Consider the following 19,044-nt stretch of genomic DNA (forward strand, 5'->3'; position numbering starts at 1 on the left):
TATGCTTTTTTGTTTAGATTAAATAAGATTATAGGAAATCATTACTTGGATTAAATAATAAATTTAGACAAATAATAAAATTATCTACTTAAAGGAGGATGTAAAAAATGAATGATTTAGAACATAGAAATAAAAAACTTACTTTGTTTCAATTAGTAGGAATAAGTATAGCTTTCTATGGAAGTATAAGAAGTGTGCCAACTTTAGCTATAGTTGGATGGCAACAAATATTTTTTTTAATAGGAGCTGCTATAATTTTTGCTATTCCTATATCACTTATTGCTGCAGAACTTGCAACAGGATGGACAGAAGAAGGTGGATCACAAGTTTGGGTAACTGAAGCTATTGGAGAAAAGTGGGGATTTGTGACAGCTTGGCTTTTATGGGTTCAATTATTTTTTGGAATGGTTATGGTAGCATCAACAGTTGGAGTTATGTTAGCTTATGCAATTGGTATGCCTAGTCTTTCACAAAATAATAATTTTATATTTATTGTAATTTTAATTTCTTATTGGGCAGTTACTTTATTAAACTTTAGATTTGATATGGGTAAAGTGGTTGGAAGTATTGGAGCTGTTGTAGGTATATATATACCATTTGTAGTTTTAGTAGGACTTGGTTTATGGTGGGCTTTTAAACATGGAAATGTTAATTTAGGACCCTTAAATGTTAATACTGCAATACCAAGTTTAGGATCTTTTGATAAATTATCATTTTTTGCTGGAATAATATTTATATTTTCAGGCCTTGAAATTGCATCTGTTCATGCAAATGAAATAGAAAATCCAAAGAGAAATTATCCAATATCAGTATTTTTATCAATGGGATTATTAGTAATATTTAATTTAATTGCAGGGCTTACAGAAGCAAATACAATACCTCCTAATAAAATACAATTATCAAATATAACTCAACCATTTGAAATATATTTTAATGAATTAGGAGTTCCTTGGCTTACTAATGTTATTTCAGGAATGATTGCAATTGGAGTTTTAGCTCAATTAAGTGCATGGGTACTTGGACCTTCAAAAGCTATGATAAAAGTTGCTGAGGCTGGTAATTTACCTAAGATATTTCAAAAAAGAACTAAAAGAGATGTTCCTATAACATTTGTTTTAATTCAAGCTATAGTAATATCTTTAGTTGCTATTGTATATGTAGTAGTACCAGATGTTAACAATAGTTTTTTTATGGTGCTTATATTAACGACTATTCTTTATAGTATAGTTTATATATTTATAATAATAGCGGAAATAGTACTTAAATATAAAAGACCAGATGTACATAGAGCATTTACAATTCCAGGTGGAAAAATTGGTATGTGGATAACTTGTATTCTGGCATTTATTGGAGTAATTATTACAATAGGTGTAAGCTTCATACCACCAAGTTCAATACCGGCAGGAAATAAAAATATGTATGTATCCTTTCAAGCAATAGGTACACTAGTATGCTTTATAGCACCATTAATTATATATAAATTTAAGAAGGATTCTTGGAAGAAAATAGACAAGGAGGATGTTTTGAAAAATGAAACAAGAGAATAATTTTGGAACTAAAACTTTAGGTAATGGTGAAGATGTTAATTTAAAAGCTATGTTTTTAGGACCTAAATCAGAAAATGAAGATTTTTTTGAAGAAAGTTTATTAAAATTGTTTAGAGAACATGCAGAGTGGAGAAAAAATTATCATCCAGAAGATAGTACTATAATAAAAGTAGCAGATGAACATAAAGAAAGCTTTGTAATAAGTAAAGAAAGGTTAGAAGAAGTATTTATAGAATTATCATCTAAGTTAAGGTCGGGTTCAGTTCCATGGCATTCACCAAGATTTTTAGGCCATATGAACTCTGAAACTTTAATGCCAGCGTTACTAGGATATTTTGCTGCTATGCTATATAACGGAAATAATGTAGCATATGAATCATCACCAGCTACATCACAAATGGAAGAAGATGTTGGCGAAGATTTTTGTAAGTTAGTAAACTATAATGAAAATGGTTGGGGACACATATGTGCAGATGGATCAATTGCAAATTATGAAGGCCTTTGGTATGCAAGAAACTTAAAGTCAATTCCTCTTGCTATAAAAGAAATATCACCTGAATTAGTTAGTGAAAAATCAGAATGGGAACTTTTAAATTTTAGTGTTACAGAAATTTTAGATTTAATGGATAAATCAGGAGATAAATTAGATCAAATAAAAGAACATTCCGCAAGAGGTGTAGGAGAAAAAATACATAAACTTGGAAAGTGGCTTATTCCAGAAACTAAGCATTATTCATGGCTTAAAGCTGGAGATATATTAGGACTTGGTGTTGAGGCTGTAGTTCCAGTAAAAGTTGATAATAAATATAGAATGGATATAGAGGAATTAAATAAAACAATTGAAAAATATACAGAAAAGAAAGTTCCTATACTTGGAGTTGTAGGCGTTGTAGGTTCTACAGAAGAAGGTGCAATAGATCATATTGATAAAATCGTAGAACTTAGAGACGAATTTTCAAAAAAAGGAGTAAATTTTTATATTCATGTAGATGCAGCTTATGGTGGATATGCAAGGTCAATTTTCTTAGATGAGAATTATTCATTTATAAGCGAAGATGAATTAAAAAATAAAATGTTAGAGCATAAAGCAATAAAGGATTCTAATACAGAATGGCCAACAACTGATGTATATAGAGCATTTAAGGCAATGAAAGATGCTGATACTATAACAATAGACCCACACAAAATGGGATATATTCCATATTCAGCAGGTGGAATCATAGTTAAAGATAAGAGAATGAGAGATGCTATTTCGTATTTTGCAACATATGTTTTTGAAAAAGGTGCTGATATACCATCACTTTTAGGAGCATTTATGTTAGAGGGGTCAAAGGCTGGTGCTACAGCGGCTGCTGTATGGACAGCACATAAAGTTATGCCGCTTAATATAACTGGATATGGAAAGCTTATTGGAGCAGGTAATGAAGGGGCTTATAAACTTTATAATAAATTTAAAATGCAAAAATCATATAAAGTTTTAGATAAGATAGTTGATGTTTATCCTTTAGTTAAACCAGATTTTAATATGGTCAATTTTTCATTTAATATAAGAGGAAATAAAGATTTGAAAATTATGAATGATTTAAATCATGATTTTTATGAAGAAGCTTCATATGTAAAAGAAGAATTATATGTAAATGACTTTATAACATCTCATACAGATTTTACGAAGAGTGATTATAGTAATTCACCAGTAGAATTCATAGAAAGATGTGGTATACCAAGAGAGGAATGGGAAAGAGTACAAAAAGTTACTGTATTAAGAGCTTGCGTTCTATCTCCATTTTTAAATTGTGAAAAAGTATTTAATGATTATATGGAAAAAATGGATAAAGCGATAGTTGAAAAATTAGAAAAAATATTAGTGAAATAAATTTTAAAAACTTCTTGAAGAATAAAAAAATTCTTTAAGAAGTTTTTTATTATATATATAATTGACACTTATATAATATTTTACTAAAATTAAATTATAGTTATGAAAACATTTTCTATAGCTTATTTATTATGATTAAGACATATTTTATTTTTAAAATAGTATAATTGTTTAAGGAGGGGTATAGTAAAATTTTACTAAAAATTATAAAGCTTTTTTGGGAACTTTATTATTAAATTTAAAATAGTACTATTTATTTTTGAAAACTAATAAATATATATGGGATTTAATATAAAATTTATTTTGTGAGGGTGAAAAATGAGAATAGATGAAAAGAAAATTGCAAAATTTAATTCAGATGAAATTAAAAGTTATACTATAACTAATTCTAGTGGGTTTTCTGTAACGGCACTTAATTATGGTGCAATAATAACAGATATTATGGTAAAAGATAAAAATGGTAAATTAGAAAATGTTGTTATGAAGTATAATGATATTAATGATTATAAAAATAATCCGTCTTACTTTGGAGCATTAATTGGAAGAACTTCTGGAAGAGTTTGCGATGGAAAAGTATTATTAAATGAAAAGGAATTAAGTTTTAATAAAAACTATGGACTGCATCAAGGTCATGGAGGGGACAAGGGTTTTGATAAAAAAATTATGGATGTCAAAACAAGTGTAGGTAAAAAAGAAAGTTATATAGAATTTTCATTTATAAGTAAAGATAATGAAGAAGGCTATCCAGGTAATTTAAAAGTTAAAGTAAGATATACTATTACAGAAGATTGTTCATTAAAAATCGATTATAATGGAATATCTGATAAAGATACACTTTTAAATTTAACTAATCATAGTTATTTTAATTTATCAGGATATGAAAAAAGTAGTATATTAGAACATTATTTATATGTGGATAGTGATTATTTAATAGAATTAGATGAAACTCAAGTTCCAACAGGAAATTTAATAGATTTAAGTTACTCTCCATTTGATTTTATAATACCAAAAACTATAGGAAGAGATATAGAAAAAAATAATTATCAACTAACTATAGGGTCTGGTTATGATCATCCTTGGATGCTTCATGAAGGAGATAATGTTAAAGCAAGGCTTTGGGATGAAGCTTCAGGAAGATGTATGGACATATATACTAATCAAAAAGCTTTAGTATTATACTCACTTAACTTTCCAGATGATAAATTAGTTGAAAATGGTAAATGTGCAAATAAACAAAGTGCAATAGCTATTGAAACACAAAGTCCACCAATTGGAAGGAATAATTGCTTTATAGAAGATTCTATAATTTCTAAAAATAAGGAATATAAAAAACAAACTATATATAAGTTTTATATAAAAGAATAATTTTACAAACAAATAGTAAAGAAAGTTGAATATTATTAAAAATTAATATATAATTAATGAACGACAAAAGTAAATATTTATTTTATAGGTGAATGTAAAAAACATTTTAAAAGGGAAAATGGTGAGATACCATTACAGCCCCCGCTACTGTGAATAGGAGACAAGTTTAATATATGCCACTGAATTTTTCGGGAAGGATTAAATGAGGATGACCCTTAAGTCAGGAAACCTGCCTATAAATAATTATCTATTCTTCGGAGGGAAGGAATATAGGTGATATTTAGTAATGTTTAAGGTAAATTAGTTTAATATTTAAATTTCTTACTTAATATGTTGCAATTTATTAGCACTTTTATCCTTTGAGGGTAAAGGTGCTTTTTGTTTAAAGAAATAAATTTAGAGGTGTAAAATGAAAAAAGCAATTTTAGTAGTTAGTTTTGGAACGAGTTATTTAGATGCATTAGAATGTTCTATTGAAAAGATTGAAAAAGAAATAAAAGAAAATTTTAATGAATACGATATATTTAGGGCATTTACTTCTCATATGATAATTAATAAATTAAAAAGAGTACATAACATAGAAGTTGATAAACCTGAATTTGTACTTAAAAAGTTAAAAGAACTAGGTTATGAAGAAGTTATAGTTCAACCACTTCATATAATACCAGGAGAAGAATATGATTATGTAAAAGGAAATGTATTAAATTTTAAAGATGATTTTAAAGTTTTAAAATTTGGAAGACCAATATTCTTCTATCAAGGAGAAGAAGAAGCACCTAATGATTATTCTATATTTATAAATAGTATAAAACATATTTTGGATTCAGAAGATGATGAGGCAGTAGTTTTATTTGGACATGGAAGTATGCATTATTCAAATGCTGTATATGGAGCTCTTCAATCAATGCTTTATGATGAAGGTTATGAGAGAGCCTTTGTTGGAACTGTAGAAGGATATCCAACAATAGATACTGTTATAAATAGATTAGAGAAAAATAATATAAAGAAGGTAAAACTTGCACCTCTTATGGTTGTTGCTGGAGATCATGTTAAAAATGATATGGCATCAGATGAAGAGGATTCATGGAAGAGTATATTAGAAAGCAAAGGAATAGAAGTTAGTATACACATGAAGGGTTTAGGAGAAGAAAAAACTTTTAGAGACATATATATAAAACATGTTAAAGATGCAATAGAAGATACTTTTAAAGGTATTGGAGAAACTAAAAAACTTTAAGAATAAGGAGATTAAAGCATGAAATCTTTAATTATTTCTTCAAACAAAAGTGGTGGAGGAAAAACAACTTTTACATTAGGTCTTATGAATTTATTAATTAAAAAAGGATTTGATGTTCAAGGATATAAGGTTGGACCAGATTATATAGATGGAGCTTTTCATAACTTTATTACAGGAAAGCCATCAAGAAATTTAGATTTATTTTTGATGGGAGAAGAAAAGCTTCAATATACATATTCAAAGGGTAGTGGAGACTTAGGAATAATAGAAGGGGTAATGGGACTTTATGATGGTAAGGGAATAGATACTTTTTCTTCAACTTATCATGTATCGAAAGTTCTTAATGATATGCCAATACTTTTAGTTATTACTCCAGGTGCACAAAGCGTTACTCTTTGTGCAGAAATTAATGGAATAATTAATTTTAAGGGAGCAAATGTAGTTGGAGTTGTATTAAATTCTATAAGTAAAAGTTATTATATGCTTTTAAAAGCAGCTATTGAGAAAAACTGTAATATAAAAGTATTTGGATATATAGAAAAAGATGAAAAATTATCGTTAAAGAGTAGACATCTTGGATTAGTTCAAAGTGTTGAAGTTAATAATTTAAAAGAAAAAATAGATTATTGCAGTAGTATTATAGAAAAAAATATTGACATAGATGGATTATTACATGAATTTAAAAGTATTGAATGTAAAAATGAAAGTTTAAATATAGAGTATAAAAATATAAATATTGGTATTGCTTTAGATGAAGCATTTAGTTTTTATTATGAAGAAAATATAGAAATATTAAAGAAAATCGGAAATTTAGTATATTTTAGTCCATTACATGATGAGGAATTACCAAAAAATTTAGATTTTTTATATTTAGGTGGAGGATATCCTGAAATATTTAAAGAAAAATTATCTAAAAATAAGACTATGAGAAATAGTATTAAAAAGGAATTAGAAAATGGACTTAGATGTTTTGCTGAATGTGGTGGTCTTATGTATTTAACTGAAAGTATCGATGGATATGATATGGTTGGATTTTTTAATGGAAATAGTGAAATGACAGAAAAATTACAAAGATTTGGATATGCAACTCTTGTATTAAAAGATAGAAAAGATTTAACTATAAATTGTCATGAATTTCATAAATCTAAAGTTAATTTAAATGAAAATAAAGTTTATAAAGTTACAAAAGAAAATTTTTTAGGTAAAAAAATTGATTGGACATGTGGATATGAAAAAAATAATACTATAGCAGGATATCCACATGTGAATTTTTTAGGGAATATTGAATTTTTAAAAGAAGTTATAGGATATAAAAATTACTAAAGATATTAGTTTGAAAGAAGGTAAATTTAATGAGTTATATAAAAAATCCTATGGGAATTGAAAAAAGAAGTTTTGAAATTATAGGAGAAGAAATTGGAGAAAATAACTTTTCGGATGAAGAACTTCTTATAGTAAAGAGAGTTATTCATACAACAGCTGATTTTGAATATAAAAATTTATTAGAAATAAGTGATGGAGCAATAGAAGCTGGAATAGATGCTTTTAAAAAAGGAGCAAAACTTTATACAGATACTAATATGATTTTATCTGGAATAAATAAAAGAGCTTTAAATAGTTTAAATTCAGAAGCTATTTGTTATGTTAATTTAGAAGAAGTTCATAAAGAGGCAAAAGAAAAAGGAATAACTAGATCTATGGCTGGAGTCTTTAAAGCATCAGCAGAAAATGTTGATATATTTGTATTTGGTAATGCGCCTACAGCACTTTTTAAATTAAGAGAACTTATAGAAGAAGGAAAAGCTAATCCTAAACTTATAATTGCAGTTCCTGTTGGTTTTGTTGGAGCAGCTGAAAGTAAGGTTGGACTTGAAGATTTAAATATACCGTTTATAAGAGTAAATGGAAGAAAAGGTGGAAGTACAGTTGCAACAGCAATAATTAATGCTATCATGTATATGCTTTATGAAAGAGAGTAATTTATTATGCTTGATTTATATATTGAAGGACCAGATGGTAAAAAATTAAGATGTGGATATACAACAGGTTCTTGTGCAGCAGCTGCTGCAAAGGCAGCTACATATATGCTTTTTAATAGAAAAGAAATTTCAAATATAGAAATAGATACTCCAAAGGGAATAAAACTAAACTTAGAAATAAATGATATTAAGTTTGGTACTGATTATGTTGAATGTTCCATTATAAAAGATGGTGGAGATGATATAGATGTAACAAGTGGATTGGATATTTGGGCAAGAGCTAAAATTATTGAAAGTGGTTATAAGTTAAAAGGCGGACAAGGAGTAGGAAAAGTTACTTTAGATGGACTTTTTACACCAAAAGGAGAACCTGCAATAAATAAAGTTCCAAGAGAATGTATAAAGAAAGAAGTAATGAAAGTTATGCCAGAGGATAGTGGTGTAGAAATTACTATATTTGTACCAAAGGGAGAAGAAGTTTCTAAAAAAACTTTTAATCCAAGACTTGGAATAGTTGGAGGTATATCTATACTAGGAACAACAGGAATAGTATATCCAATGTCTGAAGATGCATTAAAAGCATCTATAAAGCTAGAAATAAATCAAAAAGCGGTAAAGAATGAAAGACTTATATTAACTTTTGGAAATATGGGAGAAAGACTTTGCAAAGAACTTGGATATAAAGAAAGTGAAATAGTTATAATATCTAACTTTGTAGGATATGCACTTGACTGTTGTAGGAATTTAAATATAAAAGAAGTTATTTTAGTAGGACATATAGGAAAAATTAGCAAAATAGCTTATGGATGTTTTAATACTCATAGTAGAGTAAGTGATGTAAGATTAGAAGTTATAGGATTAGAACTTGCTTTGTTAGGATATGATATAAATTTTGTAAAAGAAGTTTTAGAGCAAAAAACATCAGAAGGTGCAGTAAAAATTTTAGGCGAAGGATATAATGATTTATATAAAAATATAGTAGAAAAAATAAAAAATAGAATGGAAATTTATACTTATAATGAAATGAAGTGTGAAGCTGTTATGTATTATGATCCATTAAATCCTAAAGTTTTATGGAGTTCTATATAAAGGAGAAGATGTTATGGTTTATATAGTTGGAATAGGTCCTGGAAGTAAAGATTATATATTGAAGAAAGCTATTGATACATTAGAAGCAAGTGATATAATTATAGGTTTTTCTAGGGCTTTAAAGTCTGTAGAGTTTTTAGAAAAAGACTTTATATGTGTAAGCTCAATTAAAGAAATTATAAGTAAAATAGACCAAAATAAAAATAAAAAAATATCAGTTATAGCATCAGGAGATCCTTTGTTTTATGGAATAACTGATTATATAAAGAAGAATATAGAAGAAAATATAGAGATTATACCTGGAATTAGTTCTTTTCAATATTTTGCAAGTAAAGTTTCTATAATGTGGAGTAAAGCGTACCTTGGAAGTTTACATGGAAGAAATGATGAGTTTTTAAAAAAAGTATTAGAAAACAAAATAAGTATTTGGTTAACTGATAATGTAAATACTCCAAAGAAACTATGTAATATATTAAGTGAAAATAATATTTGTGCTAAAGTTTATATTGGAGAAAACTTATCATATGAAGATGAAAAAATTACTATAGGTAAACCTAATGAGTTGAAAAATAGAGATTATGATAGATTATCTGTATTAATTGTAGAGATTATTTAAAGAGGATAGTGATTAAATGAAATTTATAAAAGATGAAGAATTTATAAGAGGAAATTGTCCTATGACAAAAGAGGATATAAGAATAAATTCTATTTGTAAGCTAGAAATTAAAGAAGATTCTAATGTGTTAGATATAGGAAGTGGAACAGGGTCAATTACAGTTCAGTGTTCAAAGCTTTGCATAAATGGAACTGTATATTCAATTGAGAAAGATGAAGATGCTATAGATATAAGCAAGAAAAATTTCTACAAGTTTAATTGTAATAATGTAAAGTTTTTAGAAGGAGATGCAGTAGAACATTTAAACAATCTTCTAAGAGAAAAAATAAAGTTTGATTCTATATTTGTAGGAGGTAGTGGTGGAGATTTAGAAGAAATATTAAAATTATCTAATGAACTAATTAAACCTTCTGGAAAACTTGTTATGAACTTTATAACATTGAAAAATGTTTATGATGCAATTAAAGTTATAGAAAGTTTAAATTATAAAGTGGATGTTACAATGCTACAAGTAAGTAAATCAAAGGGAAAAAGTTTAATGCTTATAGCAAATAATCCAATATTCATAGTAGAGTGTAGAAAGGAAGACATAAATGGCTAAATTATATGGAATAGGTGTAGGACCAGGAGATTCAGAACTTTTAACTATAAAGGCAGTAAATGCAATAAAAAAATGTGACATAATTGTTTCACCAGTAGCTGAAATCGGGGGAGAAAGTGTAGCTTATGAAACAGCAAAAGAATATATAAATGAGAACACTGAAGTTATACTTAAACATTTTCCAATGGGAAAAAAAGATAGAGTTTCAAAAGCAAAAGATGCTTATAATTATATTGAAAATGAAATAAATGGAGGAAAAACTGTAGGTTTTTTAACTATAGGAGATCCTTATGTTTATAGTACATATATACATATGCTTAAACATATGAAGGAAAGTGGAATAGAAGTTGTAACTATACCTGGAGTAACATCATTTTGTGCAGCAGCAAGTCTTGTAAATAGAACATTAGTAATAGGAAATGAGCCATTACTAGTACTTCCAGCAGCAAGAGTTTCAGATATTAAAGATGAAAAGTATGTTGTAATAATGAAATTATATAGAAAAGAAGAAGAAGTTTTAAACTTATTAGAAGAAAAAGGCTTTGAATATGTTTGTGTTCAAAGAGTTGGTAGAGATGGAGAAAAAGTTTTAGAAAATAGAGATGATATTATAAATTCAAGAGAATATATGTCATTAATTATAGCAAGTAGAGATTAAGGAGGAATAATTTATGGTTTATTTTATAGGAGCAGGTCCAGGAGATGTTGATTTAATTACAGTTAAAGGAAGAGATATTTTACAAAGTGCTGATGTAGTTATATATGCAGGGTCTTTAGTATCAAAGGAGCATTTAAAGTTCTGTAAGGATTCAGCTAAAATATATAATTCAGCAAAGATGACTTTAGATGAAGTTATAGAAGTTATGAAAGAAAATAAGGATAAAGTTATCGTAAGATTACATACAGGTGATCCAGCTATATATGGTGCTATAAAGGAACAAATGGATGATTTAGATAAACTTAATATAGAATATAAAGTTGTTCCAGGAGTAAGTTCATTTACAGCAGCAGCATCAGCAATAAAAAAGGAGTTTACTCTTCCAAGTGTAACTCAAACAGTAATACTTACTAGGGTAGAAGGAAGAACTCCAGTTCCAGAAGGAGAAGATTTAGAAAAACTTGCAAGTGTAGGAGCTTCAATGGCAATATTCTTATCTATATCAATGATAGATAAAGTAGTGGAAAAGTTAAGAAAAGGTTATGGAAGAAATGTAAATATTGCAGTTGTAGAAAGAGCAACTTGGGAAGATGAAAGAGTAATCCTTGGAACACTTGACGATATAAGTGAAAAAGTTAAAGCTTGTGGAATTACAAAATGTGCTCAAATTTTAGTTGGTGATTTTATAGATTGTGATTATGAAAAAAGTAAACTATATGACAAGTCATTTACACATATGTTTAGAGATGCAAAGGAATAAATTATGATCGGAATTATTAGTGTAACTAAAAAAGGAGATATTTTAGCGGATAAATTAAAAAATAACTTTAATTCTGAAGTGTTTTTAAAATCCAAGGAAGATTTAGATATTAAAAGTGTAGTTTCAAAGTACTTTGAAAAGTTTGATGGAATTATTTTTATAAGTTCAACAGGAATTGCTATAAGAATGATTGCAAATCTTTTAAAAGGAAAAACTAAGGATCCTGCTGTAGTAGTTGTTGATGTAAATAATAATTTTACAATAAGTTTATTAAGTGGGCATCTAGGTGGAGCAAATGAATTAACTTTAAAAGTATCTAATATATTAAAAAATACTCCAGTTATTACAACGGCAACTGATGGAATGAATATAAAAGCTCCGGATATTATTGCAAAAGAAAATGGATTTATTATTGATGATTTAAAAATATGCAAAAATATAGCATCTTTACTTGTAAATAATAAGGAAGTCTTTATAAATGATGAAAAAAATATTATAAAGAATGAAAAAGGATATATTGATTCTGAAAATGTAGATAGTAACACTATTTTAATTACTAATAAAAATGAAAATTATAATAAAGAAAATGTTCTAAAACTTATAAGACGTGATGTAGTTTTAGGAATTGGTTGTAGAAAAGACACAGATCCTAAAAATTTAGAGAAGTTCGTATTAGATACTTTAAATAGCAATGGATATGATTATAGGTCTGTATGTAAAATAGGTTCTGTAGATGTAAAAAAAGAAGAAACTGCAATTATAGAGCTTTCTAAAAGGTTAAATTGCGATTTTTTAACCTTTGATAGAGATAGTATAAACAGTGTAAATTGTGATTATGAAAAAAGTGAGTTTGTATTTAAAACTTTAGGTGTTTATGGAGTTTGCGAGCCAGTAATTTATTTAATGAATAGTTATGTTACGGTTAAGAAAATAAAATTTAATGGAATGACTCTAGCAATAGGTGAGATAATTAGTAAAGGAGAATAAAAAATGGGAAAATTATATGTAATAGGAATTGGTCCAGGTGGATTAGAACATATGACTTTAAAGGCTAAAGAAACTATATTAAATTCAGATATAATAGTTGGATATACTAAATATATAGACATGGTTTCTGAATTAGTTGACGGTAAAGAAGTATTTAAAACTGGTATGAGAGGTGAAGTTGAAAGATGTAAAAAAGCTTTAGAACTTTCAAAAGATAAAAATGTAGCCTTAATAAGCACTGGAGATTCAGGAATATATGGAATGGCAGGTCTTATATTAGAACTTAGAGAAGATGAAAATATTGAAATAATTCCAGGGCTTACAGCATCAAGTGCGGCAGGTTCTGTTATAGGGGCACCTCTTATGCATGATAATTGTAATATTAGTTTAAGTGATTTAATGACTCCATATGAAGATATTAAAAAGAGAGTAAAACTTGCAGCTGAAGGAGATTTTATAATATCTTTATACAATCCAAAGAGTAAGGGAAGACCAGAGTATTTAAAAGAATGCTTAGATATAATTAGACATTATAGAAATGGTGATACTCCAATTGCTGTAGTTAGAAATGCTTTAAGAGATGATATGAGTTATACTATAACTACGTTAGATAAATTTGATGTAGAAATAGTAGATATGATGAGTATTGTTATAGTTGGAAATTCAAAAAGTTATATAAAGGATGGAAAATTTATAACTCCAAGAGGATATAAAATAGGTGATAAATAATGATAGGTTTTATACTTGGAACGTCAGAAGGTAAAAATATTTTAAGATATATTAATAGATTTACTGATGAAGTTATAGTTTCAACTGCCACAGAATATGGTGGCGAATTACTTAAGGAATATAAATTTAAATATTTAAATACTAAGCCACTTGATAGAGATGGCTTAGTTGATTTAATAAATAAGTTCAATATAAAAGTACTAGTTGATGCAAGTCATCCTTATGCTAAAGAAGTTAGTAATAATGCTATAGAGAGTGCTAAAGAGTGCAATATAGATTACATAAGATATGAAAGACTTGGTGTTTTAAAGGAATCAAATTATAAGAAGATTTCTTATATAAGTGGTTATGATAAATTAAAAGATTCTGTTAAACATATTGATGGAAATATTTTAAATACAACAGGAAGTAGAAATATAGAAACTATTTATAATCTTAATATAAAAAATAGAATAATACATAGAATACTCCCAAATGCAAAAATACTTCAAAATATTTTAAATATTGGAGTTGATGTAGAAGATATTATAGCTATAAAAGGACCTATATCTTATGAGCTTAATAGAGCCTTTATAAATCAATATTCTGCAAAGGCAATAATAACAAAAGATAGTGGAAAAGCTGGAGGAACTATTGAAAAGCTTAAAGCTTGTATTGATGAAAATATAGATATTATAGTTATAGATAAGCCTAATATGGAATATGGAATAACATTTTCAGATGAAAAAGAACTAGTAGATTATTTAATAGATAAATATAGTATAGTTTAGGAGTTTTAATATGTTTAAAATAATTTTTGGATATATATTAGATTTAATAATAGGGGATCCACAAAATCCTTATCATCCAATTAGATTTTTAGGATCTTTAGCAAGATTTACTGAAAATATATTTAGAAAAATATTTAAAAATAGTTTAAAGTTAGCTGGATTTATAACATGGATTGTTGTTATATTAATAACTTTTTTAATTAACGTAATAATAATAAAATTATTAAGCAGTATAAATGTATACCTAGCTTTTATATATGAAGCTTTAGCAATATATTTTTGTATAGCAACAAAAGCACTTAAAGATGAAGGGCTAAAAGTAATAGAATATTTAAAGAAAGATGATATAAAAGGTGCAAGAAAAAGATTATCTTATATAGTTGGAAGAGATACTGAAAATTTAGATGAAACTTCAATAATAAGAGCTGTTATTGAAACAGTAGCAGAAAACATGTCAGATGGAGTTATTGCACCTATAATTTTTGCGGGAATTGGAGGAGCACCTTTAATTTTTGTATATAAAGCAGTAAATACAATGGATTCTATGTTTGGATATAAAAATGAAAAATATAAGGATTTTGGATATTTTCCTGCAAAACTTGATGATGTATTTAATTATATACCAGCAAGACTTACAGCTTATTTAATTATAATATCTTCATTTTTACTTGGATTAGATTATAAAAAAGCTTTTTTCATATATAAGAGAGATAAAAGTAATCATACAAGCCCAAATAGTGCTCATCCAGAAGCTGCAGTGGCAGGAGCTTTAAATATAATGCTTGGTGGACCAAATTATTATTTTGGGAAAATAGTTTATAAACCTAAAATAGGAGATGATACAGAAAAAATAACTTTAAATAAAGTTTACTTAGTAAATAAAATATTATATTTAAGTTCTTTTTTAGGTATCATATTAGCTTGTATTATAAGTAAGTTTATTGAGGTGGTTTTATGAAAAAATTTACCCATGGCGGTAATATAGATGAGGTTTGTAGAAACTTATGCATAGATAGAAAAAACATTATAGATTTTTCAGCGAATATAAATCCTTTAGGATTAAGTGAAAATGTTAAAAAAACTATAATGAATAGTGTAGATTTAATAATTAATTATCCTGATATAACTTATTATAATCTTAAAAAAGAAATAAGTAATTTTGAAAATATAAATAGTGAAAATTTATTTTTAGGTAATGGAGCGGCTGAATGTATATTTAATGTAGTTAGAGCTATAAATCCTAAAAATACTCTTCTTTTAGCACCAAGTTTTTCAGAATATGAGGAAGCTGTAAAGAGTATTGATTCTAATATAGAATACTATTTTTTAAAAGAAGAAAATAAATTTAGAATAGATAATGAAATACTTAAAAGATTAACTTCTAATATAGATTTACTATTTATATGTAATCCAAATAATCCAACAGGAGTTTTAATAGAAAAAATATATTTAGAAGAAATAATAAAAAAGGCATATGAAAATAACATATATGTTGTTATTGATGAATCATTTATGGACTTTGTTAAAGAAAATTACAAATATTCAGTTAAGGAATTATTAAGTAAATATAATAACTTAGTAATAATAAAATCAATAACAAAATTTTATGCAATACCAGGTCTAAGAATAGGTTTTGGAATTACAGAAAATGAAAAGTTGCTTAAAAAGTTAGATAATGTAACTATGGCGTGGAATGTTAATACTTTAGCTTCAGAAGCTGCAATAAGTGGCTTACAAGATGAGGTATACATAAAAGAAACTATTGAATATGTAGAAAAAGAAAGAGAATTTTTATATAAAAATTTATGCGATATAAAAGGATTAAATGTATACAATCCTTCTGTAAATTTTATATTTTTTAACATAAATAAAAATATTGATTTAAAAAAAGAAATGTTAAAGTACGGAATAATAATTAGAAGTTGCAGTAACTATAATGGTTTAAATAGTAGTTTTTACAGAATAGCAGTTAGAACAAGAGAAGAAAATGAAAAAATATTAGAAATATTAAATAGGGTTTTACATGGAAAGTAAAAAAATACTTATTATATTAGATGGATATTATGAAGAAAATTCTATTATTAAAAATACAATAAATAATAATTTTAATAAAATAATAGAAATTTCACCATTTTACAAAAAAGGATATATAGATAATTCAATAGAAGGATATGATGTTGATAGTTTAAGTTGTATATTTAATATATTAGGATATAAGCTCAATGAAGAAAAAATATATGAAAGAGCATATTTTGAAGCGATATCAAAAGGATATAACATAAGTGATAATGAATCAGTTCTTAGATGTAATTTAATTAAAGTATATAAAAATAAGTTACATGATTTTACTGGCGGATTAAATAAAAATCTTGAAGAAGAATTAATAAATGGCTTTATAAATGATGTAATTAAAAGAGAAGATTTAAAAGATTATTTAAAACTTGTTAATTGTAGTCATTATAGAAATTTATTATTTATAAATGAAAAATATGAAAATATACAAAATATAAAGTTTTATAAACCACATGAAAATGTAGGAAAAGAGATAAGTAATATACTACCGAAATGCAAATTTAAAAATGAAATATTTAATAAAATATATTTAATGATTGAATTATCAAAAAAATATTTCAAAAGTAAAGGTTATGATGGACTTATGTTATTTCCATGGGGATTATCTAAAAAGGCTAATATAAACACTTTAAATGAAAAGTATTCTTTGGATGGATATGTTGTAGCTGGAATAGATTTAATAAAAGGAATGGGATTAGCGTTAGGGTTAGATTCAGTTAATTTAGAAAAAGCTACTGGTAACTTTGATACTTCTTTAGATGAAAAATTAATTAAATCAAAAGAAGCTATAAAAGATAAAGATTTTTTATTTACTCATATTAATGGATGTGATGAACTAGCTCATACATGTAATTTAGATGGAAAGGTTAGTTTTATAAATAAGTGTTTCGATGAATTTGTAAATCCTTTTATAAACTATATAAAGTTAAATTATAACAATTATTCTATAATTATAACAGGAGATCATATAACTAATTCAATAACTGGAAAGCATGAAAAGGGAGATACTTTCTATCTTATATTATCATCTAATAAAATAAATGATTATATACATAAAAATTCACTTATAAATATATTTAAATAAAGGAATGATAAAATGAAAACTAAAGGGATAATGTTTCTTGGAACAGCTTCATCAGTTGGAAAGAGTACTTTAGCAACTGCAGTATGTAGATATTTTACAAATAAAAATTTAAAAGTTTGCCCATTTAAAGCTATGAATATATCTTTAAATTCATTTGTTACAAAGTCAGGTGATGAAATGGGAAGAGCCCAAGTTGTGCAAGCTGAAGCATGTAATATTGAACCACAAAGTTTTATGAATCCATTACTTTTAAAACCAAATGGAGGTAAAACTCAAGTAATAGTAAACGGAAAAGTTAAATTTATAATGGATGCTTATAAGTATAAAGAAATAAATAAAGAGTTAAAAAAAGAAGTGCTAAGTACATATAATAAAATAAAAAACAATTATGATTTAATGGTACTTGAAGGTTCAGGAAGTTGTGCAGAAATAAATTTAAAAGATACAGATATAGCCAATATGGAAATGGCAAGAATGGCAGATGTTCCTGTAATATTAGTTGCAGATATTGATAGAGGTGGAGTTTTTGCATCTGTAGTTGGAACACTTATGCTTTTAGATGAAGAAGATAGAAAAAGAGTTAAAGGTGTAATTATAAATAAATTTAGAGGTAGAGTAGATTTCTTTAAAGAAGCTATGGAACAACTTGAGAAAATAATAAATATACCAGTTCTTGGAGTTATGCCATATGTTAAATTAAATATTGAGGATGAAGATGGCGTAACAGATAGAACTAGTAATAGTTACGGAGAAAATTATAAAATTGATATAGCTGTTTTAAAGCTTCCACATATGTCTAATTTTACTGATTTTAACAATTTAGAAAGAATAGATTATGTTAATTTAAGATACATAGATAATATTTTAGATTTAAAAACTCCTCATATGGTAATTATTCCTGGAAGTAAAAATAGTATAGAAGATTTAAAGTTTATTAAAGAAAAAGGTTTTTTTAATAAATTAAAAGATTTAAATAAAAATGGAACTATTTTATTTGGTGTATGTGGTGGATATCAAATGCTTGGGGAAGAAATTCGAGATGATATTGGGGTTGAAGGTAATTCAATATCTGAAGAGGGATTTAAGTTATTAAATTTTAAAACTAAGTTTAGTAGTGAAAAAGTAACTATTCAAACTAATGGAAAAATAAATAATAATAATCCTATTAATAAATATTTTAATGATTTAAATGTAAATGGATATGAAATTCATAACGGATTTAATGAATATAATAAAGATGCAATTCCATTTGTATATGGAGATGAGAATAGAATTGTTGGATCAATAAATGAAAATGGAACAGTAATAGGAACTTACCTTCATGGTATTTTTGATTCAGATAATTTTAATAAAAATCTTATAAAATTCATATGCGATAATCATAATATACAAGGTGTTGATTTAAAAAATAAAGAATCATATAAAGAATATAAAAGTAAAGAATATGATAAAATAGCTAAAATTTTAGAAGAAAATATAGATGTAAAAAAGATAGAAAATATAATAAAAAATAATTAGTTTATTAAATAAAGAGTACTATATGTATAGTACTCTTTATTTTGTGAAAAAACTATTACTAATATATAATTTATATCAATTTTATTTGTAATCTATTGATTCTTAACTTGAAAATGTCTACAATTTTTGTTAAGAAGTAAAATGAATTTACTTAAATT

Annotated in this window: 18 protein-coding genes and 1 riboswitch; all 18 genes read left to right on the forward strand. The window is 26.2% G+C overall.

Annotation, left to right across the window (positions count from 1 at the left end):
* The first annotated feature begins 107 nt into the window (after window positions 1–107).
* The 18 genes from tyrP (at window position 108) to O212_RS0109775 (ending at window position 18,886) form a co-directional block, all read left to right on the forward strand.
* Complete coding sequence (tyrP, locus tag O212_RS0109690) at window positions 108–1,547, forward strand: tyrosine-tyramine antiporter (RefSeq protein ID WP_024614912.1); 1,440 nt, start codon at window positions 108–110, stop codon at window positions 1,545–1,547.
* Window positions 1,531–3,420 carry a tyrosine decarboxylase gene (gene tdc, locus O212_RS0109695; protein WP_024614913.1) on the forward strand — a complete coding sequence of 630 codons (1,890 nt, stop codon included), beginning with the start codon at window positions 1,531–1,533 and terminating at the stop codon, window positions 3,418–3,420. The genes tyrP and tdc overlap by 17 nt, the downstream gene beginning before the upstream one ends.
* Window positions 3,421–3,738: 318 nt before the next feature.
* Window positions 3,739–4,785: an aldose epimerase family protein gene (locus O212_RS0109700; RefSeq protein ID WP_024614914.1), complete on the forward strand. Its 1,047-nt coding sequence runs from the start codon at window positions 3,739–3,741 to the stop codon at window positions 4,783–4,785.
* Window positions 4,786–4,854: 69 nt separating this feature from the next.
* Window positions 4,855–5,037: riboswitch (cobalamin riboswitch) on the forward strand.
* Between the two features lie 157 nt (window positions 5,038–5,194).
* Window positions 5,195–6,022, forward strand: coding sequence for a sirohydrochlorin cobaltochelatase (locus O212_RS0109705; protein WP_024614915.1), 828 nt, complete (start codon window positions 5,195–5,197; stop codon window positions 6,020–6,022).
* An 18-nt stretch (window positions 6,023–6,040) separates the two neighbouring features.
* On the forward strand, window positions 6,041–7,345 hold the full coding sequence (locus O212_RS0109710; protein ID WP_024614916.1) for a cobyrinate a,c-diamide synthase: 1,305 nt from the start codon (window positions 6,041–6,043) through the stop codon (window positions 7,343–7,345).
* 29 nt (window positions 7,346–7,374) lie between these two features.
* Entirely contained in the window at window positions 7,375–8,001 is a 627-nt protein-coding gene (locus O212_RS0109715; RefSeq protein WP_024614917.1) for a precorrin-8X methylmutase, read from the forward strand.
* A gap of 6 nt (window positions 8,002–8,007) precedes the next feature.
* On the forward strand, window positions 8,008–9,090 hold the full coding sequence (gene cbiD, locus O212_RS0109720; RefSeq protein WP_024614918.1) for a cobalt-precorrin-5B (C(1))-methyltransferase CbiD: 1,083 nt from the start codon (window positions 8,008–8,010) through the stop codon (window positions 9,088–9,090).
* A gap of 13 nt (window positions 9,091–9,103) precedes the next feature.
* Window positions 9,104–9,706, forward strand: a complete 603-nt coding sequence (gene cbiE, locus O212_RS0109725) for a precorrin-6y C5,15-methyltransferase (decarboxylating) subunit CbiE (protein ID WP_024614919.1) — start codon at window positions 9,104–9,106, stop codon at window positions 9,704–9,706.
* Window positions 9,707–9,722: 16 nt separating this feature from the next.
* A complete protein-coding gene (gene cbiT / locus O212_RS0109730; protein ID WP_024614920.1) occupies window positions 9,723–10,307 on the forward strand; it encodes a precorrin-6Y C5,15-methyltransferase (decarboxylating) subunit CbiT in 585 nt (194 codons plus the stop codon).
* Window positions 10,300–10,965 (forward strand): cobalt-factor II C(20)-methyltransferase, encoded by a 666-nt coding sequence (locus O212_RS0109735; protein ID WP_024614921.1) that lies wholly within the window; start codon window positions 10,300–10,302, stop codon window positions 10,963–10,965. The genes cbiT and O212_RS0109735 overlap by 8 nt, the downstream gene beginning before the upstream one ends.
* 13 nt (window positions 10,966–10,978) lie before the next feature.
* Window positions 10,979–11,725 carry a precorrin-4 C(11)-methyltransferase gene (gene cobM, locus O212_RS0109740; protein ID WP_024614922.1) on the forward strand — a complete coding sequence of 249 codons (747 nt, stop codon included), beginning with the start codon at window positions 10,979–10,981 and terminating at the stop codon, window positions 11,723–11,725.
* 3 nt (window positions 11,726–11,728) lie between these two features.
* A complete protein-coding gene (gene cbiG, locus O212_RS0109745) occupies window positions 11,729–12,712 on the forward strand; it encodes a cobalt-precorrin 5A hydrolase (RefSeq protein WP_024614923.1) in 984 nt (327 codons plus the stop codon).
* Between the two features lie 3 nt (window positions 12,713–12,715).
* On the forward strand, window positions 12,716–13,441 hold the full coding sequence (cobJ, locus tag O212_RS0109750; protein WP_024614924.1) for a precorrin-3B C(17)-methyltransferase: 726 nt from the start codon (window positions 12,716–12,718) through the stop codon (window positions 13,439–13,441).
* Window positions 13,441–14,211, forward strand: coding sequence for a cobalt-precorrin-6A reductase (locus tag O212_RS0109755; RefSeq protein ID WP_024614925.1), 771 nt, complete (start codon window positions 13,441–13,443; stop codon window positions 14,209–14,211). Before cobJ ends, O212_RS0109755 begins: the two co-directional genes overlap by 1 nt.
* A 10-nt stretch (window positions 14,212–14,221) precedes the next feature.
* Window positions 14,222–15,169 (forward strand): adenosylcobinamide-phosphate synthase CbiB, encoded by a 948-nt coding sequence (cbiB, locus tag O212_RS0109760; RefSeq protein ID WP_024614926.1) that lies wholly within the window; start codon window positions 14,222–14,224, stop codon window positions 15,167–15,169.
* Complete coding sequence (cobD, locus tag O212_RS0109765; RefSeq protein WP_024614927.1) at window positions 15,166–16,245, forward strand: threonine-phosphate decarboxylase CobD; 1,080 nt, start codon at window positions 15,166–15,168, stop codon at window positions 16,243–16,245. The genes cbiB and cobD overlap by 4 nt, the downstream gene beginning before the upstream one ends.
* Window positions 16,235–17,368, forward strand: a complete 1,134-nt coding sequence (locus O212_RS0109770) for a hypothetical protein (RefSeq protein WP_024614928.1) — start codon at window positions 16,235–16,237, stop codon at window positions 17,366–17,368. Before cobD ends, O212_RS0109770 begins: the two co-directional genes overlap by 11 nt.
* A gap of 12 nt (window positions 17,369–17,380) precedes the next feature.
* Window positions 17,381–18,886, forward strand: coding sequence for a cobyric acid synthase (locus O212_RS0109775; protein ID WP_024614929.1), 1,506 nt, complete (start codon window positions 17,381–17,383; stop codon window positions 18,884–18,886).
* Window positions 18,887–19,044 lie beyond the last annotated feature (158 nt).

The sequence above is a fragment of the Clostridium sp. Ade.TY genome (genome assembly GCF_000498355.1).
In the GTDB taxonomy this organism is placed as follows: Bacteria; Bacillota; Clostridia; order Clostridiales; family Clostridiaceae; genus Clostridium.